This is a genomic window from Bacillus sp. BML-BC051 (genome assembly GCF_019656175.1).
Classification (GTDB): domain Bacteria; phylum Bacillota; class Bacilli; order Bacillales; family Bacillaceae_G; genus Bacillus_A; species Bacillus_A mobilis.
This window is the reverse complement of the sequence record NZ_BPLI01000010.1, coordinates 19898-40287: the sequence shown is the minus strand read 5'-3', so window position 1 is coordinate 40287 and position 20390 is coordinate 19898. Positions and strand designations below refer to the sequence as shown.

The 20390-nt window shown below is 35.2% G+C and carries 23 protein-coding genes; 16 read left to right on the top strand and 7 right to left on the bottom strand.

All coding sequences use genetic code 11. The annotated features are described in order from the left end of the window. The first annotated feature begins 13 nt into the window (after window positions 1–13). Complete coding sequence (locus tag K5S59_RS03855; RefSeq protein WP_120450843.1) at window positions 14–817, top strand: Cof-type HAD-IIB family hydrolase; 804 nt, start codon at window positions 14–16, stop codon at window positions 815–817. Between the two features lie 30 nt (window positions 818–847). Here K5S59_RS03855 and K5S59_RS03850 read toward each other — a convergent pair whose 3' ends face one another. Further along, window positions 848–1714: a DUF1002 domain-containing protein gene (locus K5S59_RS03850; protein WP_000850509.1), complete on the bottom strand. Its 867-nt coding sequence runs from the start codon at window positions 1712–1714 to the stop codon at window positions 848–850. Window positions 1715–1901: 187 nt separating this feature from the next. Here K5S59_RS03850 and K5S59_RS03845 point away from each other — a divergent pair, with 187 nt between their 5' ends. From K5S59_RS03845 to ribT, 3 genes are all read left to right on the top strand, one after another. After that, window positions 1902–2339, top strand: a complete 438-nt coding sequence (locus K5S59_RS03845) for a peptidylprolyl isomerase (protein WP_000853785.1) — start codon at window positions 1902–1904, stop codon at window positions 2337–2339. 222 nt (window positions 2340–2561) lie between these two features. Then, the gene (locus K5S59_RS30085; RefSeq protein WP_002072932.1) at window positions 2562–2744 is read left to right on the top strand and encodes a hypothetical protein; all 183 of its coding nucleotides are present in this window, start codon (window positions 2562–2564) and stop codon (window positions 2742–2744) included. A 67-nt stretch (window positions 2745–2811) separates the two neighbouring features. Further along, window positions 2812–3180 (top strand): GNAT family N-acetyltransferase RibT, encoded by a 369-nt coding sequence (gene ribT, locus K5S59_RS03840; RefSeq protein WP_000908397.1) that lies wholly within the window; start codon window positions 2812–2814, stop codon window positions 3178–3180. A gap of 20 nt (window positions 3181–3200) precedes the next feature. Here ribT and K5S59_RS03835 read toward each other — a convergent pair whose 3' ends face one another. Both K5S59_RS03835 and K5S59_RS03830 read right to left on the bottom strand, forming a co-directional pair. Then, window positions 3201–3719, bottom strand: coding sequence for a DUF309 domain-containing protein (locus K5S59_RS03835; RefSeq protein ID WP_000283573.1), 519 nt, complete (start codon window positions 3717–3719; stop codon window positions 3201–3203). Between the two features lie 97 nt (window positions 3720–3816). Next, window positions 3817–3912, bottom strand: a complete 96-nt coding sequence (locus K5S59_RS03830; protein ID WP_000510194.1) for a YjcZ family sporulation protein — start codon at window positions 3910–3912, stop codon at window positions 3817–3819. Window positions 3913–4081: 169 nt separating this feature from the next. Between K5S59_RS03830 and scpA the strand changes: the two genes are divergently transcribed. The 6 genes from scpA to phnF all read left to right on the top strand — a co-directional run bounded on the left by scpA (window position 4082) and on the right by phnF (window position 9343). Then, on the top strand, window positions 4082–4825 hold the full coding sequence (gene scpA, locus K5S59_RS03825) for a segregation/condensation protein A (RefSeq protein WP_001199768.1): 744 nt from the start codon (window positions 4082–4084) through the stop codon (window positions 4823–4825). Window positions 4826–4984: 159 nt separating this feature from the next. Next, window positions 4985–5557 carry a segregation/condensation protein ScpB gene (scpB, locus tag K5S59_RS03820; RefSeq protein ID WP_000373148.1) on the top strand — a complete coding sequence of 191 codons (573 nt, stop codon included), beginning with the start codon at window positions 4985–4987 and terminating at the stop codon, window positions 5555–5557. 78 nt (window positions 5558–5635) lie between these two features. Next, window positions 5636–6538, top strand: a complete 903-nt coding sequence (locus K5S59_RS03815; protein ID WP_001257289.1) for a ComEC/Rec2 family competence protein — start codon at window positions 5636–5638, stop codon at window positions 6536–6538. Between the two features lie 208 nt (window positions 6539–6746). After that, on the top strand, window positions 6747–7889 hold the full coding sequence (gene nagA, locus K5S59_RS03810; RefSeq protein WP_033656392.1) for an N-acetylglucosamine-6-phosphate deacetylase: 1143 nt from the start codon (window positions 6747–6749) through the stop codon (window positions 7887–7889). Window positions 7890–7893: 4 nt separating this feature from the next. After that, window positions 7894–8682: a glucosamine-6-phosphate deaminase gene (gene nagB, locus K5S59_RS03805; RefSeq protein WP_001024205.1), complete on the top strand. Its 789-nt coding sequence runs from the start codon at window positions 7894–7896 to the stop codon at window positions 8680–8682. Beyond that, window positions 8612–9343: a phosphonate metabolism transcriptional regulator PhnF gene (gene phnF / locus K5S59_RS03800; RefSeq protein ID WP_002194085.1), complete on the top strand. Its 732-nt coding sequence runs from the start codon at window positions 8612–8614 to the stop codon at window positions 9341–9343. Before nagB ends, phnF begins: the two co-directional genes overlap by 71 nt. 70 nt (window positions 9344–9413) lie before the next feature. Here the strand turns inward: phnF and K5S59_RS03795 are convergent, their stop codons facing one another. Then, on the bottom strand, window positions 9414–10220 hold the full coding sequence (locus K5S59_RS03795; protein WP_000594238.1) for a Cof-type HAD-IIB family hydrolase: 807 nt from the start codon (window positions 10218–10220) through the stop codon (window positions 9414–9416). 165 nt (window positions 10221–10385) lie between these two features. Here K5S59_RS03795 and glcT point away from each other — a divergent pair, with 165 nt between their 5' ends. From glcT to ptsP, 4 genes are all read left to right on the top strand, one after another. After that, window positions 10386–11234, top strand: a complete 849-nt coding sequence (gene glcT / locus K5S59_RS03790) for a glucose PTS transporter transcription antiterminator GlcT (protein ID WP_001067319.1) — start codon at window positions 10386–10388, stop codon at window positions 11232–11234. A 339-nt stretch (window positions 11235–11573) separates the two neighbouring features. Beyond that, the gene (ptsG, locus tag K5S59_RS03785) at window positions 11574–13637 is read left to right on the top strand and encodes a PTS glucose transporter subunit IIABC (protein ID WP_120450842.1); all 2064 of its coding nucleotides are present in this window, start codon (window positions 11574–11576) and stop codon (window positions 13635–13637) included. A gap of 135 nt (window positions 13638–13772) precedes the next feature. Beyond that, window positions 13773–14036: a phosphocarrier protein HPr gene (ptsH, locus tag K5S59_RS03780; RefSeq protein WP_000411080.1), complete on the top strand. Its 264-nt coding sequence runs from the start codon at window positions 13773–13775 to the stop codon at window positions 14034–14036. Further along, window positions 14036–15748 carry a phosphoenolpyruvate--protein phosphotransferase gene (gene ptsP, locus K5S59_RS03775; protein WP_000174216.1) on the top strand — a complete coding sequence of 571 codons (1713 nt, stop codon included), beginning with the start codon at window positions 14036–14038 and terminating at the stop codon, window positions 15746–15748. The genes ptsH and ptsP overlap by 1 nt, the downstream gene beginning before the upstream one ends. A gap of 97 nt (window positions 15749–15845) precedes the next feature. Here the strand turns inward: ptsP and K5S59_RS03770 are convergent, their stop codons facing one another. The 3 genes from K5S59_RS03770 to K5S59_RS03760 all read right to left on the bottom strand — a co-directional run bounded on the left by K5S59_RS03770 (window position 15846) and on the right by K5S59_RS03760 (window position 17538). Continuing rightward, on the bottom strand, window positions 15846–16214 hold the full coding sequence (locus tag K5S59_RS03770; protein ID WP_000468032.1) for a DUF3915 domain-containing protein: 369 nt from the start codon (window positions 16212–16214) through the stop codon (window positions 15846–15848). Between the two features lie 196 nt (window positions 16215–16410). Next, window positions 16411–16629 (bottom strand): hypothetical protein, encoded by a 219-nt coding sequence (locus tag K5S59_RS03765; RefSeq protein WP_000100490.1) that lies wholly within the window; start codon window positions 16627–16629, stop codon window positions 16411–16413. Between the two features lie 291 nt (window positions 16630–16920). Continuing rightward, the gene (locus K5S59_RS03760; protein WP_120450841.1) at window positions 16921–17538 is read right to left on the bottom strand and encodes a nitroreductase family protein; all 618 of its coding nucleotides are present in this window, start codon (window positions 17536–17538) and stop codon (window positions 16921–16923) included. Window positions 17539–17869: 331 nt separating this feature from the next. Here K5S59_RS03760 and K5S59_RS03755 point away from each other — a divergent pair, with 331 nt between their 5' ends. After that, window positions 17870–19162 (top strand): GGDEF domain-containing protein, encoded by a 1293-nt coding sequence (locus K5S59_RS03755; RefSeq protein ID WP_120450840.1) that lies wholly within the window; start codon window positions 17870–17872, stop codon window positions 19160–19162. A 91-nt stretch (window positions 19163–19253) separates the two neighbouring features. Further along, window positions 19254–20387, top strand: coding sequence for a serine hydrolase domain-containing protein (locus tag K5S59_RS03750; protein WP_120450839.1), 1134 nt, complete (start codon window positions 19254–19256; stop codon window positions 20385–20387). The last annotated feature ends 3 nt before the right edge of the window (window positions 20388–20390 follow it).

The window sequence follows — 20390 nt, the reverse complement described above, 5'->3', positions numbered from 1 at the left end:
GTAGATATTGTGTATGGAAGGGGAAGAGGACATGATTAAATTATTTGTAAGTGATTTAGATGATACGCTCGTTTACAATGTGAATCATATGCAAAAAGAAGATGAACGTGCAATTAGTTGGTTAGCTGAAAAAGGGACAAATATTTGTTTTGCCTCTGGCCGCTTTACTCATCGAATTGATGAAGTCGTAAATAGGTTTGCATTCCCGTATTACACAACGAGTTTAAATGGAGCGACGATGCTACTGCCGGATGGACAAATATTTCATGAATCAAGTTTTGAAGATGGGATTGCCCAGGAAATATATCGATATATCCAGAAAAAGGGACTAGCAGATATTGTTTGTGCAAATGAGCAACGGTATACAAAAAGAAAGAATGAACATCATCACACTTTTGAAACGTATATGGGCGTGCATATTGCTGAGATAGAAGCATTAGAAGAGGAATTTGGTAAGACTGTACATCCTGCGAAATTGTTTGTTTTTGGGGAAGAAGAGACAATTGCAGCATTAGATCAAGAGTTACGAGATACATTTCAGAGCGAAGCAGAAGTTTTTATGTCTGGTAAACGCTATGTTGACATTATGCCAAGGGGAGTAAATAAAGGAAGTGCTTTAAGGCGATTAATGGAACATTTACAAATTGAAGCAAATGAAGTTGCATGCATTGGAGATTCTTTCAATGATATTTCTATGTTTGAAGTAACCCCGCATTCATTTACTCTCCATCATGCTCATCCATATGTGAAGGAGAAGGCAAATTATATTGTTCGTTCGGTTGAAGAAGCTGTTATGAAATTGCCGTTACTTGTATAAAAAAGAAGCTCGTCACTGACGAGCTTCTTTTTACTTGAATAATGATTTAACAAAATCAATGATACTTGAGAAGAAATCTTTAACTTTATCTAGGAAACCTTGCCCTTCTTCAGATCCTAAAAAGGCAGAAACGTGTTCTTTTGCTTTATTTAACTGACTGCCAACTTGATTCCAATCGATATTAAGATTTTTCATTTTATCAAATAGAGCAACTAAGTTATCTAACTGTTCATCCGTTAATGTAATACCAAGTTGATCCGCAATTTTTTTTATTAATGAACGTAAATCTTCAGTCGTTTTTGGCTGTTCTTTGGCAATTTCTTCTTTAATTTTTGCAACAAGTTGAACTGCTTTTTCTTCACCAATTTTATCGCCGAGCTGGGCTGTTTGCACCATTTCTTCATTGGCTACTTTTTTTACTTCCTCAGGAATTGCTTTGTTCGATGTTGTTTCGTAGGCTTTCATTAAACCGGTTAAAGCAGCAGTTCCTGAAACTTTAAATGGTGCAGTAATTTGAATTTCTGCATCTTTCACACCTGCTGTAATAAGTGCGTTTGTGTACATTGCATCTGTTATCGAATTAATGTTTTTTGAACGTACAATGAGACCAGATCCTGGCTTTGTGTATGTAATCATAGAAGAGGAAATTGCTCTCGTACCAATTTGCGCTTTTGGAACAATCCCTTCTAGAAATTTATGTTCTTCCGCATTAGACACAGTAATGATTGTAGCATCTTTTGGTGCTTTCATTTCTTTTAACAGATCTTGTTTTTGTTGTTCAGACAAGTTTTCTCCTAGTGTAACAATTGATTCTCCTTCGATGATGTCTGCAAACGAAGCTGTTGGCATCATAAATACCGTTACAGCTAATAGCAGAGCTAGTAATTTCGTTTTCACGAAAAATCGCTCCCTTTCTCTTTCTAAAATTTTCGGGCAACACAGTTATTATAGTATATATTTCTTATTTGTCACCTAGCTTTTTCCACATTTCAAAAAAGAAGTATGTAGATTGTCGGATTCTTTTTGTTTCTAGTCATGAATGTGGTAATATAGTGCTGAGATAGTTGAAAGGAGACATATACATATGAAAACTTTAGGATACATATTAATGGAAAATGGTGAAAAAATCGATTTAGAATTTTTCCCAGAAGAGGCACCAAAAACAGTAGAAAACTTTAAAAAACTAGCAGAGCAAGGATTTTATGATGGTGTGACATTCCACCGCGTTATTCCTGGCTTCGTAAGCCAAGGTGGAGATCCAACAGGAACAGGTGCAGGTGGCCCAGGTTACTCTATCCCATGTGAAACTGATGGAAATCCTCATAGACACCTTGTAGGATCACTTTCTATGGCTCATGCTGGCCGTAACACAGGCGGTAGCCAATTCTTTGTTGTTCATGAGCCACAACCGCATTTAGATGGTGTACATACTGTATTTGGTAAAGCAACAAGCGGTATTGAAACAGTATTAAACATGCGTCAAGGCGATGTAATGAAAGAAGTTAAAGTTTGGGAAGAATAAGTTAATGGGAAAAGAGAGCTATGGCTCTCTTTTTTGTTTTTTTTTAATAGGAATGGGGATTTCGTTTGCGGTACATGATACAAGTAGTACTGTTATTGTAGTGAAAATATGGCGCTTATGAGAACAAAATTTTAACAAATTACATAGAATACATTAGGTTACATGTTTTAATAAATATTTTTTATTACATTCATTTCGCTAGAATTCATTTGCTCTCAGGTGATGGATATTGAAGTGATAATGAGTGGTGGATGTTTCTTTTCGCTTTCATATAACAACGTTTCACCTTCTATCTACTTAGAAAAAATAGTACTGAAACATATATTTGACTTTCTTCTTTTCGCTTTGTATGATTATCAAGTTGTTTTAAGCCCTTCTCACTCTGTTGAAAATATTGTAAAATGAATATGATATGAAAAGAGTGGTTGAGGGGATTAATAGTTTGTAACTTTTGTAAGAAGGGATAAGGGTTATGTTAATTCGTTTTAAAAAAAGTTATGAAAAGATTGCAATGGGGCTTCTTTCATTTATGCCAACGGAAAAAGATGTGAAAACATTACAATTGACTATGAAAGATTATGAAGCAAAGGATGATTGGCAATTGTATTTGTGGAAACAAAACGAAGATTTTGTTGGGATAATGGGGATTGTAAAAAAAGAGAATCAAGTTTTGGAAATTCAGCATTTGAGTGTGAACCCATCTCACCGTCATATGGGTATTGGGACGAAGATGGTACAAGAGTTAAAGAGCAAATTTCTTGAGTTTACAATTTGCGGAAATGAGCAGACAGCAAGTTTTTGCAAAAAGTGTAAAGGGCTTGAACAAAATATACATTCGTGAAAGCAGAGATAAGTAGTTTATTATCTCTGTTTTCTTTTTTGTAATTGTTCGTTTCGTTCAGTAATGACTTCTGTTCGATCACGTAATCTGTGCTTATGTACTATATATTCATTAGAAGAAGCATTCACGTCTTTCCAAGGGAGGTTTTGTTTCTGACATAATTCCATGCAATGCTTTTCTAATGCTGTATCTGATAATGGTAAAAATAACGGTGTGAAATTTTCTTCTTTCTGTATAGATTGCAATCTATCCTTGAGTAAGAATAGAAGTTGTGAGGCATTTATTCCTAAACGTAGTAAAGGTGCACTGTTTTTTTCTAAAATCGTTATGGCGCTTTTCATCATCTTTTCTGCGCCATTCCAGTTAGAGCGTCTTTGATGGTATAAAGAAACTGCAATTTGAATGAGACCAACTAAATAATAATCACGATCTCCTCTTGGTTTTTCTTTCCAATATTCTTCTAGTATTTCATGGCATTCAAAATAATCATAATCTCCGTGAAAATGAATTAAAAATTGTATGTATTCGGTAGGATACATGTTCTTCACCCCTGTTTAACGGTTATAAATACAAGTGTATCATAGAAATATGAACAATAAACGACTAGGGAATTTTCCCTAGCCGTTATTGTTCATATTAGCAGAAGCAAGCTGCCCCTACAATAATCAGTAAAATAAACAATACAACAAGTAATGCGAACCCACCGCTAAAACCGCAATCAACGTGACCCATAGTTTTTTGACCTCCTACATTGTTCTTACTACACTGTTATCATATGAAGCGATGGGCATGATGATATAGGCATCGGTCTATTTTTAATTAAATTTCTTAAAAAGGTTGGATAGAACATGAGTATGCTCTATACTTATGTTGTTATAGAAAAAATGTGGTGGGATGCTTTGTGCAGTATAATTTTAAAGTAGAGGCTTTTGAAGGGCCTTTAGATTTATTGTTACATTTACTACATCGTTATGAAATTGACATATATAATATTCCTGTAGCGGAAATTACAGAGCAATATTTATCTTATGTTCATACGATGAAAGAATTACAATTAGATGTTGCAAGTGAGTATTTAGTAATGGCTGCGACTTTATTACAAATTAAAAGTAAAATGTTGTTGCCGAAACATGAAGAAGATGTACTTGATAACGGTGATGACTTTATAGATGATCCTCGTCAAGAATTGATGGAGAGGTTAATTGAATATAAGAAATATAAGCAAGTTGCTACTGAACTAAAAGAAAGAGAACTAGAAAGAGCACAGCTATATACACGTCCGCCAATTGATTTTACATCATTGCAACAAGAAGAGGAGACAAACTTACCTCTTGATGTTACGTTATATGATATGCTAGCGGCATTTCAAAAATTAATGCGCCGTAAAAAAGCAAAGAAACCTGTAACAACACGTATTACTCGTCAAGAGATACCAATTTCACAGCGCATGACTGATATTTTAAAGCAGTTAGAAATACAAGGTGGTCGTCAAAGTTTTTATGATTTGTTTGTTGATGATGAACGGGAAATAATGGTTGTAACATTTTTAGCGGTTCTTGAGCTTATGAAAAATCAACAAATTATAATTGAACAAGAACATAATTTTGATGAAATTTTCGTATCAAGCTCTACTAAATCTGCATAGAGTTAGTATGGTAAATGAGATAGAAATAGTTATATCTCATGCTAGGTTTGAATGTATCGTTTGGAACAAGAGAAAAAATATTGAACCGAACGCATGAAGTGTGATTCGGTTTTTTGATGTGTATTTTTATGGAGAAAATAGGAGGAAGGAGCTCGTAAAATGGATAGAGCAGAACAGAAATCAATCATTGAAGGGCTTTTATTTGTGTCTGGTGATGAAGGAATTTATCCAGAACAAATAGCGAAAGTCCTTGAAATTGAAGGAAATGAAGTAATCGATATTTTAGAAGAAATGCAAAAAGAATGTGAAGGTGCACACCGCGGTTTGCAAATTGTACAGTATGCAAAAGTATATCGTTTTGCTACAAAGAAAGAACATGCTTCGTACTATCAAAAATTAATAGATATCCCAACAGCTGCTTCACTCTCTCAGGCTGCTCTAGAAACGTTAGCGATTGTGGCATATCGTCAACCGATTACAAGGACTGAAATGGAAGAGATTAGAGGCGTAAAAACTGATAAGGCGTTACAAACGTTAGTTTCACACTTACTTATAAAGGAAATGGGAAGAGCAGAAGGGCCAGGGCGTCCTATTTTATATGGAACAACGAAAGAATTTTTGGATACATTTGGACTGAAAACATTAGATGATTTACCGGCACTTTCTGAAGAGAATGAACAAATGAATGAAGCAGATTTATTCTTTGGTTCTTTACAGGAGATATCGAAATAAAAGCTTAGCATTTTGCTAAGCTTTTTTTGTATATCAATTATATACCGTGCCATACTAATTGAAAAAAGGAGACGAGTTATGAGAAGTATGCGAAGTATTTTATTGTTAATTTCTGTTTTGTTATGCTTTTCTTTAAATAGTACATCGGCCAAAAGATATATGATGTCTATTCATACCGCGTCTCCTTTACATACGCAGCGGCAACATTTTGGTAAAATGAAAGTGAGTTTTTTAAAAGTTGGCCAAGGTGATGCAACACTTATTACATTGCCAAATGGACAAACGATGTTAATTGATGGGGGACCTTATGAAGCCGGTGAGGTTATTATTCAAAAACTAATCGAAAAAGGGATTAACCATTTAGATGTTATCGTCAGTACGCATCCTGATATGGATCACATTGGGGGATTGATTCCGATTGTAGAGCAAATGCCGGTATCACTTATATTAGATAGTGGAAAAACGTATAGTTCTTTTACGTATCACACATACCGGAATCATATTAAAAAAAGAGGAATTCCTTTCGTTTCAGTAAAAGAGGGACAATACATACCACTAGATCCGCATGTTTCCATACAAGTATTAAATAATGGGAAATCAAAAGATGAAAATAATGAATCTTCAATTGTGTTAAAGGTACGGTACGGAAAAGCGGATTTTTTACTAATGGGTGACGCTGATGTGCGGACGGAAACTGAAATATTAAAGCAATTTGATGTACATGCAGATGTGTTAAAGGTGGGACATCATGGCTCATATACTTCAACAAGTGAAATGTTTCTAAAGAAAGTAGAGCCACAGTTTGCAATTCTTTCATATGGAAGCAGAAATCCGTATGGGCATCCGCACCAAAGTGTAGTGAGACGCTTAAAACAGCATGGTATAATGATATATGGAACAAATAAACGTACGGTAGAAATGGAAACAGATGGGGAGCATATAACAATAGGAACTAGTGGATTAATGCCACTACTTAAATGAGTAATAGGATACGAGGATATTCCCCCTTTTTGGAAAACTGAATAACATATACTATAATTGCGAGAGATGCAATAAGTGTCCTTTTTGTTAAACAAAAAGGAAATTTCATTCGAATGTCTAGACAACTACTCGTGCATATATTAAGATGGAATTAGGCGAATAAGGTAATAATAACAAGTAGGTATTTCATGGGAAAGGATCGATGAAAATGAAAACGCAAGTTGTCATCAATGCCAAAATTTATACAGGTCAAGAAGTAGTGGAAAACGGATTTATTCGTTACGCAGAAACAATTAAAGAAATTGGTTTGATGGCTCAATATGTATCACAAGAAAATGAAACAGTTTTAGATGCAGCAGGGAAAATTGTGATTCCAGGTATGATCGATGTTCATATTCATGGTGGATACGATATTGATGCGATGGATGCAAATAGCGATGGATTAGTAACTCTAGGTAAAGAAATGTTAAAAGAAGGAGTTACAACTTACTTCCCAACAACAATGACACAAGCTCCAGAAGCAATCGAAGCAGCATTACATGCTGCGAAGGAAGCGAAAGAAAAAGGAGCACATTTCGAATATATTCACTTAGAAGGACCGTATGTTTCAAAAAAACGTGCAGGTGCACAACCACTTGAACATATTGTTCCTGCGAATATTGAACAATTTGAACAATGGCAGGAAGCAAGCGGGAATCTAATTAAATTAGTAACATATGCACCTGAAGAAGAAGGGGCATTAGAGTTTGAGCAGTATCTTGCTGAAACTGGTGTTGTTGGCACAATGGGACATACAGATGCAATTGATGCGCAACTAAAAAATAGAAACATTACACATGCAACGCATTTATACAATCAAATGCGTGGATTACATCACCGTGAACCAGGAGTTGTTGGTCATGTGTTATTAAATCCAGATGTAATGGTTGAAGTAATTACAGATGGTATTCACATTCACCCTGATATGGTGAAATTAGCATATAAATTAAAAGGACCGAAAAAAGTAAGTGTTATTACTGACGCAATGCGTGCAAAAGGTCTTGAAGATGGGTTATATGAGCTTGGCGGACAGCCAGTACATGTAAAAGATGGTAGTGCTCGATTAGAAGATGGAACGTTAGCTGGTAGTATTCTAAAAATGGATCAAGCTTTCCGAAATGTAATTGAATTTACAGGTTGTTCGATCGAAGATGCAGTACTAATGACATCAGTTAACCAAGCAGAAGAGTTTGGATTAAATCATAAAGGTGCATTAGCGGTAGGAAAAGATGCAGACTTTGTTGTGATGAATGAAGATTTACATGTATATGATACGGTTCGTTTAGGAATTCATATGAAGGAAGGGAAGTAATTAAATGAATATTCTTGTTGTAAAAACTCCAGAAGAACTAGCAGAAGCAGGTTATAAATTAATTGAAGAAGTTGTAAAAACAAAAGAAAATCCAACATTAGGAATGGCTACAGGAAGCTCTCCATTAGGTATTTATGCAGAAATGCGAAAAAATAAACTTGATACAAGCCGTGTAACCACTGTAAACTTAGATGAGTACGTAAATTTACCACATGAAGATAAAAACAGCTATCACTATTTTATGCAAGAACAGTTGTTTGATCATCTTCCATTTAAACAAACTTATGTACCAAACGGGATGGCAAGTGATTTAGAGGAAGAGTGCAAACGTTACGAGGGCATTCTAGCTGCTAACCCAGTTGACCTACAGATTCTTGGAATCGGTGAAAACGGTCACATCGGATTTAACGAACCAGGAACACTGTTTAATTCTCCAACAAACATTGTTGAATTAACAGAATCTACACGCCAAGCAAACCTTCGCTTCTTCGAAAAAGAAGAAGATGTGCCAACTCATGCGATTACAATGGGAATTGGAAGCATTATGAAAGCGAAACAAATTCTACTTGTTGCTATGGGTTCTAAAAAGGCAGAAGCTGTTAAAGAATTATTGCAAGGTGAATATAGTGAAGCGTGTCCTGCTACAGTTTTACAACGTCATCCGAATGTAACCGTAATCGCTGATCAAGAAGCTCTATCTTTATGCAGTGAGGCGATTGCTGATGAACATCGACAAGTATTCACCATTTCCGATCTATTATCAGATTCAAGAGTGGGTGAAACAGCTAATTGAGGACGGCGAATGGAAGCCGGGAGATAAAATCCCATCTGAGAATGAACTTTGCGATAAGTTCGAAGTGAGTCGTATGACAATCAGACAGGCGATTAATAATTTAGTGGAACAAGGTTATTTATATCGGAAACGTGGAATCGGTACGTTTGTCCAACTTCCGAAAGTGGAACAAAAATTGCAAGGAATGACGGGATTCACAGAAGATATGATTTCTCGTGGGATGAACCCAAGTAGTCAATTACTTAGTTTCCGCCTAGTTCCAGCTACTGCGAAAATAGCAGACCGGTTGAGAATACAGGAGGGAGAGTCGGTTTATGAAGTGAGGCGTATTCGCTTAGCTGATGATGAACCGATTGCTTTTGAGACGACATATTTGTCGCCAGCTCTTGTAAAAGATATTAACGAAGAAATATTGCAACAATCTTTATATGAACATTTAGAGAAAAAACTGGGCTTTAAACTTGTTAGCGCTACTCAATCAATTGAAGCTTCAATTGCAACGGATAATGAAGCTGAACATCTGCATATTCCTAAAAAGGCGCCAGTGCTTGTAATGCGTCAATGGTCATATTCAGAAGGTGAAGTTCCGTTAGAGTATGTGAAATGTATTTATCGTGGGGATCGTTATAAGTTTATTACAAACATCGCACGTAACAAATAGTATATTTCAGTTTGTGAAGTACAGTTAATGTCAAATTGTTAAACATGTAAAGAAAAAATACGACTCATCCTTACAAGGAGTGAGTCGTATTTTTATTATGAGCAATTACGTGGTTAACAGCATCTTTAACTGTATTTACTACATAGTGAGCGTGTTCTTTTACTGCTTCATCTGCTTGAGACATAGCAAAACTGTGAGGAGTTAAAGAAAACATTGGGATATCATTATAAGAATCCCCTATGCAAGCAACTTCCTCTGGTTGTATTTGAAACTCTTTTAATAAAACAGAAATAGCAGCCCCTTTACTAATATTAGGTGGCATTACATCTAAACATTGTTCTGCTGAAATGAATGTACTAACTTTTCCGTGGAATTTTTCATCAATTTTTTTCTGAAGGAGTTGTAAGCTTTCCTTTGTTCCACCGACAGAGATTTTATTTGGGAAAATTGTATCATCAATTTTCTGTAATAGATGCGGTTCTTCAACAGAAGTCATCGTGACTTGTTGTTCGAGCTCATGAATAAACGGTGTTTTCTCTTCAATGTAATAATTATGCTCATCACTTACATAACGAAAATAAGGATCTTCATTTGTCATTGCTAACAGATCAGGTAAAATACTCGAATCGAATGTTGCGGATAATAGTTGCTCGTTTTCATGTGTGTACACGAAAACACCATTTACACTAATGCGATGGAAATTTGTATTTACAGCTTTCATTAAGTCTGCAATTTCATTATCAAGTCGGCCAGAAGCGAAACAAAGAATAACATTTTGCTCAGCAAGACTACGAAGTGCTACAAGATCCTGTTCGTCAATTAATCCTCCGTGTTGCATCATTGTACCATCGATATCACTTACAAACATTTTAATCATGTTGTTATCCCCTTTCTATGTACAGTTGCTCTTACATTATACGCATCATATATAAACATGTCTAAAAAATGAATTTTTATGAAATGGTAGATGTTTTACATTGACGACAAAGAAGAATGTTCTGTAACATAAAAGCAGGCTATTTAAGTACGAGGGTGGTGTTATATGAATAATTATCTAGAAATTAAAAAAGTCTTAAATAATAATGTCATCATTGCTAGCCATCCTGAACACGAGGAAGTAGTAGTGATTGGTAAAGGAATTGGATTTGGGAAAAAAGCGAAAGACGTATTGGAGCAAGAACAAATTGAGAAAATGTTTGTTTTAAAAAATGAACGTGATCGTGAACAATACAAACTGTTAGTGCCGCATGTGAGTGAAAAATTAATTGAATTAATGAATGATATTATGTTCTACATTCAAGAAAAAGCAAAATCACCATTGAATGAACATATTCATATCGCTTTAACAGATCATATTTCTTTTGCAATTAAGAGATTAAAACAAGGACTTACAATTGATAATCCTTTTTTAGTTGAAACGAAAATGCTCTATCCAGAGGAATATGAAATTGCTGAAGGTGTTGTAGACCTTTTAAATTCTCGTTTGCAAATTATATTGCCAGAAGGAGAAATTGGGTTCATTGCACTCCATATTTACAGTTCACTTACAAATTCAGATTTATCTTCAGTTAATCAAAACTCCCGTCTTATTGCACAGCTTGTATCTTTAATTGAGACAAACTTACAAATTACATTAGACCAAGAAAGTATCCATTACTTACGCCTTATCCGTCATTTACAATATGCTATTGAACGGGTGAAAAAAGGGGAGAAAGTAGAGGAATCACAAAGCTTTGCTGATTTATTAAAGGCGGAATATCCCGTCTGTTATAATTTAGCTTGGAAGCTAGTAAAGGTCATGCAAAAAGAATTGCAACTTCCTGTGTATGAAGCAGAGAGTATATATTTAACGATGCACCTGCAGCGCTTAGTGAAAGCAGAGCATGTGTAAAAAGACATATATTTTTGTCTAAAATGAAAACGTTAAAAAAAATCATTGAATCGCTTACAATAGTTATGTATAATAACTAATGCAAAGTTATACAAATTTCGACAAACACATTAAGGTAAGTAACGAAAACGTTTGCCTTAATTATAGTGAACTTATAAGTAATCCTATTTTTGACACGTGTTACTGATTCGATCAGGCATGAGTGGAGAAAAGTAAGGAATGTAAGCTTGAGAAAGGGATATACTACCCTTTGTATAGCTATCGTTCTATCTTTTTTTCCACATGTCTTTTTGGCGTTTGTCGGAAGGTATCAATATAGATAAGAGAGGAAGGGTTTCCATGTTTAAGAAGATCTTTGGTGTTCTTCAAAAAGTCGGAAAAGCGTTAATGCTTCCAGTAGCGATTTTACCGGCAGCAGGTATTTTACTTGGATTTGGTAATGCATTTCAAAATCCACAGTTAACAAATGTTATTCCTGCTTTAAAAGCAGACTGGTTCGTAATGGTAGCAAAAATTATGGAACAATCTGGTGATATTATTTTCGCTAACCTTGCATTATTATTCGCAGTTGGGGTAGCAATTGGTTTAGCTGGTGGAGACGGAGTAGCTGGATTAGCAGCATTCGTCGGCTACTTAATTATGAACAAAACGATGAGTGTGTTCTTAGAAGTAGATAAGTTAGTGAAAGTAACAAGTTCTGGAGCAGATCCAGTAAAAATTGGATTTACTGATCCAGCATATGCAAACGTATTAGGAATTCCAACGCTACAAACGGGAGTATTTGGTGGTATTATCGTCGGTATAGTAGCGGCATATTGCTACAATAAATACTTCAACATTGAATTACCATCATACTTAGGTTTCTTCGCAGGTAAGCGTTTCGTACCAATCGCAACTGCAACATTCTCTTTAGTAGTAGGTATTATCATGTGTTTCGTTTGGCCATACATTCAAGGTGGCTTAAATACGTTCTCACATCAAATGATTGATGCAAATAGAACATTAGCAGCATTCATATTCGGTTTAATTGAACGTTCATTAATTCCATTTGGATTACATCACATTTTCTACTCCCCGTTCTGGTTCGAATTCGGTCAGTACACAAATGCAGCTGGCGAATTAATCCGTGGTGACCAAAAAATCTTTATGGCACAGTTAAAAGACGGTGTAGAATTAACAGCAGGTACATTTACAACTGGTAAGTATCCGTTCATGATGTTCGGTCTTCCAGCAGCAGCATTAGCAATGTACCATGAAGCACGTCCAGAAAATAAAAAATTAGCAGCTGGTATTTTAGGCTCTGCTGCATTAACATCTTTCTTAACAGGTATTACAGAACCACTTGAATTTTCATTCTTATTCGTAGCACCAGTACTATTCGGAATTCACGCAGTATTCGCTGGTCTATCATTTATGACAATGCAAATTTTAGGTGTTAAAATTGGTATGACATTCTCTGGTGGTTTAATCGACTTTATGTTATTCGGTGTACTACCAGGCCGTACAGCATGGTGGTGGGTAATTATTGTTGGTCTTGTACTAGCAGTTATTTACTACTTCGGATTCCGCTTTGCAATCCGTAAATGGGATTTAAAAACACCTGGTCGTGAAGTAGCAAATGCGAATGACGGTGCAGGAAAAACTGAAGCGGGTGAACTTCCTCGTGAAGTATTAGTGGCACTTGGTGGTAAAGAAAACATTGCTTCTTTAGATGCTTGTATTACTCGTTTACGTGTTCAAGTTAACGAACAAAAGAATGTAAACAAAGATCGCTTAAAAGAGCTTGGAGCAGCTGGTGTACTTGAAGTAGGAAATAACATTCAAGCTATTTTCGGACCGAAATCTGACACATTAAAATCACAAATTCATGATATTATGTCAGGTCGTACACCTCATGTTGAAAAAGAAGAGCCTGTAAAAGTAGAAGAAGCTCCTCAACAAGTGGATGAAAACGAAACAATCGTTTCACCAATTGAAGGGAAAATATTACCGATTACAGAAGTACCTGATCAAGTATTCTCAGGAAAAATGATGGGAGACGGATTTGCAATCGAGCCAATAGAAGGAACAGTAGTTTCTCCAGTTAACGGTGAGATCGTTAATGTATTCCCTACAAAGCATGCGATTGGCATTCAATCTGAAGGCGGAAAAGAAATTTTAATCCACTTCGGTATTGATACTGTAAAATTAAATGGTGAAGGTTTTGAAGCACTTGTAGCACAAGGCGACAAAGTGAAACAAGGACAGCCATTATTAAAAGTAGATCTTGCATTTGTAAAAGAAAATGCACCATCTATCATTACACCAATTGTCTTTACGAATTTACAACAAGGACAACAAGTCGAATTGAAAAAAGATGGAAATGTTAAAAAGGGCGAAAACGCAATTATTGACATTCAGTAGGAATTTGACGCAAAATGTTTATAATTATAATAGGCGATGTGGTTGACCGAACATCGCCTATTATATACAATAGATGATGTAGTACTCACGTCTATACAACTAAAAAATACTGTAATTTAAAGGAGATAAATTATCATGGAAAAAATCTTTAAAGTAACTAGCGACTCAGGAATTCATGCTCGTCCAGCAACTCTACTTGTAAACACTGCAAGCAAATTTGGTTCTGACATTAACTTAGAGTATAACGGAAAGAACGTTAACTTAAAATCAATCATGGGCGTTATGTCTTTAGGCATTCAACAAAACGCAGAAATTAAAATCACTGCAAATGGTGATGATGCAGCTCAAGCACTAGCAGCTATCGAAGAAACTATGAAAAACGAAGGATTAGGAGAATAATGACTCTTAACATTCAAGGGATCGCTGCATCAAGTGGGATTGCTATTGCAAAGGCTTTCAGACTTGAGAATCCTGAATTTAACATTGAAAAGAAATCAATCACAAACGAAGCTGCTGAAATTGCACGCTTAGACGCTGCGCTTGAGAAAGCAAAAACTGAATTAGAAGCTATTAAGGACCACGCTTTTGCTGAGCTGGGTGCTGATAAAGCTGCGATCTTTGAAGCACATTTATTAGTGTTAAATGATCCAGAACTAGTAAACCCAGTAAAAGATAAAGTAAATAGCGAAAAAGTAAATGCTGAATTTGCAATGGATGAAGTTGCATCCATGTTTATTTCTATGTTTGAAAACATGGATAACGAATATATGAAAGAACGTGCTGCGGACATTCGTGACGTAACAAAACGCGTTCTTGCACATTTACTAGGAATTAACTTCTCAAACCCTGGTACAATTTCTGAAGAAGTAATCATCATTGCTGAAGATTTAACACCATCTGATACAGCTCAGTTAAACCGTAAGTATGCAAAAGGTTTTACAACTGATATCGGTGGACGTACATCTCACTCTGCAATTATGGCTCGTTCTATGGAAATTCCAGCTGTGGTTGGTACGAAAGTTGTTATGGAGAAAATCCAAAACGGCGATATCGTAATCATCGACGGTTTAGATGGAGAAGTAATTGTTAATCCATCAGAAGAAACTCTTCGTTCTTTTGAAGAAAAGAAAGCGAAATTTGAAGAGCAAAAAACTGAATGGGCAAAATTAAAAGACCAAGCTACAGTAACAAGTGATGGGCATCACGTTGAGCTTGTTGCAAATATCGGAACACCAAATGATGTACAAGGTATTATCGATAATGGCGGAGAAGGCGTTGGTTTATACCGTACAGAATTCTTATACATGGGCCGTGACAATCTTCCAACAGAAGAAGAGCAGTTCGAAGCGTATAAAGCAGTTCTTGAAGGTGTAAAAGAAGGTCAACCTGTTGTTGTTCGTACACTTGATATCGGTGGAGATAAAGAGCTTCCATACTTACATTTACCAAAAGAAATGAACCCATTCTTAGGATACCGTGCAATTCGCTTATGTCTTGATGAGCAAGATGTGTTCCGTACACAACTTCGTGCATTACTTCGTGCTAGCGTATACGGTAACTTAAAAATTATGTTCCCAATGATTGCAACTCTTGATGAGTTCCGTCAAGCGAAAGCAATCTTATTAGAAGAGAAAGCGAAACTTGTAGAAGCGGGTACAACTGTTTCTGATTCTATTGAAGTTGGTATGATGGTTGAAATCCCAGCTTCAGCAGTATTAGCAGATCAATTCGCAAAAGAAGTTGATTTCTTCTCTATCGGAACAAATGACTTAATCCAATACACAATGGCTGCAGACCGTATGAACGAACAAGTATCATACTTATACCAACCATATAACCCATCTATTTTACGTCTTGTAAAAATGGTTATCGATGCTGCTCATAAAGAAGGAAAATGGGCTGGTATGTGTGGTGAGATGGCGGGAGATTCACTTGCTATCCCATTATTATTAGGATTAGGTTTAGATGAATTCAGTATGAGTGCAACATCTATTCTTCCTGCAAGAACACAACTAAGCAAGTTGTCGAAAGCAGAAATGGAAACATTAGCAGAAAAAGCATTAATGATGTCAACTGCTGAAGAAGTTGTTGAACTAGTTAAAAGCATATAATCAATAAAAAAACCTGAGTCGATTTGAAATCGGTCTCAGGTTTTTTCTATGAGAAAAGTAAATCTTATTTTCTTACTATAGAGGATAAGGAACAGAATTAGATAGCGATAGCAACGATATCAGTTGGGCATACACGTAAAATACCAGTAAAAGTATTTCGGTTTTGATTGTTCTTATCGTCTTTATTGTTATCTTTGTTATCTTTGTCGTTATTACGAGCTAAAGCAGAGAAAAGAGCAACACCGTTAGCGAAACCTTCAAAAATTACATTGTTGAATGTGCCGTTACCTCTAATGCTTAAAAGAGAAAGCTCTGTTCCAACTGAAATGCTAGCAAGTACGTTACATACAGCTGGTTGTTGTGGTTTTACCTCTCTCTCTTTCTCGCGATGGTCACGATGGTCACACTCTCTTTCACGATGATGACAGTCTCTAAAGTTATCACAGCATCCAAATGATCCAAACATAATCCTCATCACCCCCTTCACACTTATAATCTATGTAAGTTCGGTAGTGAGTGACTGGACAGAGAGTGGAATTTTTTCTAGGGGATTTTCTCATTTTAAATGACTAGCTGGGTGTTTATTACGGGATGATGTTTAAAATAGGATAGATATCACAAAAAAGTGTAAGGACCACCGAAATGAATGAAATAGGTAGCCTTTACACTTTTTTGCTTTTATATAAAACGATGATGTATACAGGAAGAGCTAAGAGTAGTGGTGCGATGGATCTTGCAGTATGTTTTTCTGCTTCTAATTGGAACGCTTCTTCTTTTGGGAATTGTAACACTGATATGTTTGCAGCATCGCCAATAAAATATAACAGCAGTACAGTTACTATGTAACTTAAAAGTGCGATAAAGCTTCCGTATGAACTCAATGAAAATCCCTCTCTTGTTATCTATTTGTTATCATTGTATCATAATTGTAACAAAAACACACGGTTATATTTCAGTGTTTAAACAAATTTCGACACAAAACGCCATTTGTATTTATAGGAATAGCATAAAATTTACTATTTTTTTATGTGTAGATGTCGAATTATACAATGTAATATTACGGATGTGTGACAGACAAAAAAGAAACGAAGGTAATGAAATTACCTTCGTTTCTTTTTGTCCCGTATTAACAGGCAGTAAGCCCCTAATATGGATTAAGGGTTCACTCTTTATTATTTTGCCCATTCACTCACTTGCTCTACGCTCATTCGTGGTGCAGGGTGGCCTTTTAAAGTTGATTCACCAATTGTAATAAGCATAATTGGTACGTAGCGAGATGAAACATTGAATTCTTCTGTAAGTGCTTGTGGATTGAAACCACCAATAGCACAAGTATCCCAACCAGTTGCTTTAGCTGCAAGCATAAGTTGCATTGCTGCTAAAGATGCATTTGAAAAGGCTGCATCTCTTGGGAATTGCTCACGAGCATATGCAGACTCAATATTTTTAGCTAAGCGCTCTTTTGCTTCCTCTTTCATAAATCCTTGTTCTACAATTGGACCATAAACTGGTTCAACGTTTTTATAAGCTTCTAAATCACCTAAAATAGCGACTACAGCAGAAGCATCAAGAATTTGTTGCTGGCTATAAGCAATTGGATGTAATCGTTTCTGTACATCTTCACCTTGGAATACAAGGAATTTCCAGTGTTGCAAGTTCCAAGCAGAAGGTGCTTGAGCAGCGCCCTTTAAAATCTCGTGTAACTCTGTAGATGAAATTTCTTTCTCAGGGTTGAATGCACGTGTAGATGTGCGTTCATATAGAACATTAAAAAAGTTATCGTTTGTCATTATATATCCTCCAAATTACATATCAAATTATGAAAAAATACATGTAATATATTCTACTTACATTTTGTAAGTTGTCGAATTTAAGAATATAATATCTTTATTTTAATTGTCAAGTTTTAAAGTGGAAGCTAGGGCATTCATACAAACGATACAATTCCGATAATCATACACTAAAAAAGGAATTTATAGAGTGAAAAAGAAAAGAGAACATTCTCAATTAGCTTGTTAATATGTATCCCTCACTCATTAAAATTTTTTGAGAGCAACTTTTTATAAAATATTTGTGAGGAATTCAGTAGAACAAGATATATGAAGTGAGTGAAGACTAGTGATGAACATACTACATTTTTTATTAGAGAATACGGTTTTCCAAAATGTATTACAAGATCTTCAGTTAAATGTCCTTTATATAGAAAATGGATGTACACATCAACAAACGATAGAAAATATTCATCCAAAATGTATGTTTATAGCAAATAGTTTTGAAGAAGGAGAATTATTGTTTCAGAGGACTAAACCACATATTGTAATTATGTATGTAACAGATTTTTCTCAAATAAAATATATAAAGAATATGTATAATCCACAGAGTACATTTATTGTCATTTGGGATCAACAGATAACAAGCGAGTTTGCAGAGGTGCTTACGTTAGGAATACGTAATATTGTGATAGCCCCTGTGACTCCACAAATGGTGTTAGAGGAAGTTAATAAGAGTTTGTATCAACTTTCTTTAGTACGGCAAGTAAGTTTGCAACAAGAACTACTTCAAACGATGTTTGATTTTCAAAATGATCTATTATTTATAGTAGAAGACGATGAGATTGTTGATTGTAATACAAACTTTTTAGAGTTTTTCGGATATGAAAATTTGTTTGCCTATCGTGAGCAACATTTAGTATTTGCTGAACATTTTATTAGAGAAAATGGATACTATTCAACAACCCATGATATAACATGGTTAGATGATACATTATCATATGATAGAAGAATTAAGATGTCCAATTATGAAGGAGAAGTATCGACTTTTTTATTGCGTGCGACACCACTGCCAGAAGATTTATCAAGATTTATTGTGAAGTGCACAGAGATTACAGAATTAGATGAAATCTATCAAGAACAAGAAAGGCTTGCGATGATAGATTCGTTAACAGAGATTTATAATCGTTTGAAGTTCCAACAAATACTAGAGGCAGAATGGGATACTGCAATGCGTAACGATGAAAAAATAGCGCTCATTTTATTTGATATAGATAATTTTAAAACAGTAAATGACACGTATGGTCATGATTTTGGTGATTTAGCGTTAATTCAGCTTGCAGAGCTTATGAAATCTAAAGTGGAGCAGCAACATGTATTTGCAAGGTGGGGAGGAGAAGAATTTATTATATTAGTAACGGATACAGTAGAAAAAGAGGCATTTCAGGTTGCGGAATCATTGCGATTTTTCATTGAAACAAAGCATTTCTCAGGAATTTCGAAATTAACAGCTAGTTTTGGAGTTGCATTATATGAACAAGGGATTACAAGGGAAGAATTAATGCAGCGAGCGGATATTGCATTGTATGAAGCGAAAAAAAATGGGAAAAATCAAGTGTGCGTATATAGAAAAGAAAAAAAGTGATTTTTCGCAACAAATTGTTGCGATTTTTTTTTATTGTTTGATAATAGAATGTGGGGGGGGATTTTGGACGAAGGAATTATGGAGGAACAACATGATAAAAAAAATAATGACGATGGCTGCGCTGTCTGCTGTAGTTTGTGGTGGAGTAAACTATTTTCTCTATAATCCCAATATAAAGGAAAGCACTGTATTAACAACTAAGGTGAATCCTACTATTGTATCAGAAGTACAAGAGAATATAGAAGAAAAAGAAGAACAAATTGATTATGCTAGTATATCTCAAAAATTAGATCAATATTTAATAGGAAAGCAATTTAATGGAACAGTTTTAGTGACAGATAAAGAGCATGTTATATTGAATAAAGGATATGGGTATGCTGATGTTCAAAATAAGATAGAAAATACGCCTCAAACAAAATATCGTATCGGTTCTATTACGAAAACAGTCGTGGCCACATCTATTTTACAGCTACAGGAACAAGGGAAGTTAAATATTCAAGACAATGTAAATAAATATATTCCCTCTTTTCCAGTAGATAAAAATATCACCTTATATCATTTGTTAACACACACATCAGGTTTACCAGAAAGCGGAAAAGGGAAAGTGAATGCCGCTTCTCGTATAAACTTAGTAAATTGGATTGGAAGTCAAAAATTAGAATTTCCGCCAGGCACAGGTTGGAGATATACAGATTATAATTATATGGTGCTAGCCTATATTGTAGAAAGTATATCAAAAAAAACTTTAGGAGATTACATAAAAGAAAATATATTTACTAAAGCAGGAATGCATGAATCTGGTATGGGAAATATGGCTAAGGGAGATCAGCATTTTACTAAAGGATATGTAAAGAAAGAGAATGTACTTGAACCTGCACAACAATTGTTAATGGAGTGGTTATATGGATGCGGTGAGATGTATACGACAGTTGGGGATATGAAGAAGTTAGATGAAGCGATAATAAATGGGAAACTTCTTTCTAAACAAAGTATACAAGCGATGTTTTCACCTTCAGCAGAAAAAAAATACGCATTTAGTTTTTATATATATCCTGATTATTTTCATAATCATGGTGTAATATCTGGGTGGAACACTTTCAATAATTTTAATAAAGAAAAAGGGACTTTTGTTATTTTATTTTCAAATGTGAAAAATAATATAGATGATGATTTTAATAAAGAGTTTCGAAAGATGGTAAGTGATTTATTAGAACAAAGGGGATGAGAA

Excerpts from the sequence above, each read along its gene's own strand:
- K5S59_RS03855 (WP_120450843.1), top strand. The coding sequence starts at position 14 with ATGGAAGGGGAAGAGGACATGATTAAATTATTTGTAAGTGATTTAGAT.
- K5S59_RS03845 (WP_000853785.1), top strand. The coding sequence starts at position 1,902 with ATGAAAACTTTAGGATACATATTAATGGAAAATGGTGAAAAAATCGAT.
- K5S59_RS30085 (WP_002072932.1), top strand. The coding sequence starts at position 2,562 with ATGGATATTGAAGTGATAATGAGTGGTGGATGTTTCTTTTCGCTTTCA.
- ribT (WP_000908397.1), top strand. The coding sequence starts at position 2,812 with ATGTTAATTCGTTTTAAAAAAAGTTATGAAAAGATTGCAATGGGGCTT.
- K5S59_RS03835 (WP_000283573.1), bottom strand. The coding sequence starts at position 3,719 with ATGTATCCTACCGAATACATACAATTTTTAATTCATTTTCACGGAGAT.
- K5S59_RS03830 (WP_000510194.1), bottom strand. The coding sequence starts at position 3,912 with ATGGGTCACGTTGATTGCGGTTTTAGCGGTGGGTTCGCATTACTTGTT.
- scpB (WP_000373148.1), top strand. The coding sequence starts at position 4,985 with ATGGATAGAGCAGAACAGAAATCAATCATTGAAGGGCTTTTATTTGTG.
- K5S59_RS03815 (WP_001257289.1), top strand. The coding sequence starts at position 5,636 with ATGAGAAGTATGCGAAGTATTTTATTGTTAATTTCTGTTTTGTTATGC.
- nagA (WP_033656392.1), top strand. The coding sequence starts at position 6,747 with ATGAAAACGCAAGTTGTCATCAATGCCAAAATTTATACAGGTCAAGAA.
- nagB (WP_001024205.1), top strand. The coding sequence starts at position 7,894 with ATGAATATTCTTGTTGTAAAAACTCCAGAAGAACTAGCAGAAGCAGGT.
- phnF (WP_002194085.1), top strand. The coding sequence starts at position 8,612 with ATGAACATCGACAAGTATTCACCATTTCCGATCTATTATCAGATTCAA.
- K5S59_RS03795 (WP_000594238.1), bottom strand. The coding sequence starts at position 10,220 with ATGATTAAAATGTTTGTAAGTGATATCGATGGTACAATGATGCAACAC.
- glcT (WP_001067319.1), top strand. The coding sequence starts at position 10,386 with ATGAATAATTATCTAGAAATTAAAAAAGTCTTAAATAATAATGTCATC.
- ptsG (WP_120450842.1), top strand. The coding sequence starts at position 11,574 with ATGTTTAAGAAGATCTTTGGTGTTCTTCAAAAAGTCGGAAAAGCGTTA.
- ptsH (WP_000411080.1), top strand. The coding sequence starts at position 13,773 with ATGGAAAAAATCTTTAAAGTAACTAGCGACTCAGGAATTCATGCTCGT.
- ptsP (WP_000174216.1), top strand. The coding sequence starts at position 14,036 with ATGACTCTTAACATTCAAGGGATCGCTGCATCAAGTGGGATTGCTATT.
- K5S59_RS03770 (WP_000468032.1), bottom strand. The coding sequence starts at position 16,214 with ATGTTTGGATCATTTGGATGCTGTGATAACTTTAGAGACTGTCATCAT.
- K5S59_RS03760 (WP_120450841.1), bottom strand. The coding sequence starts at position 17,538 with ATGACAAACGATAACTTTTTTAATGTTCTATATGAACGCACATCTACA.
- K5S59_RS03755 (WP_120450840.1), top strand. The coding sequence starts at position 17,870 with ATGAACATACTACATTTTTTATTAGAGAATACGGTTTTCCAAAATGTA.
- K5S59_RS03750 (WP_120450839.1), top strand. The coding sequence starts at position 19,254 with ATGATAAAAAAAATAATGACGATGGCTGCGCTGTCTGCTGTAGTTTGT.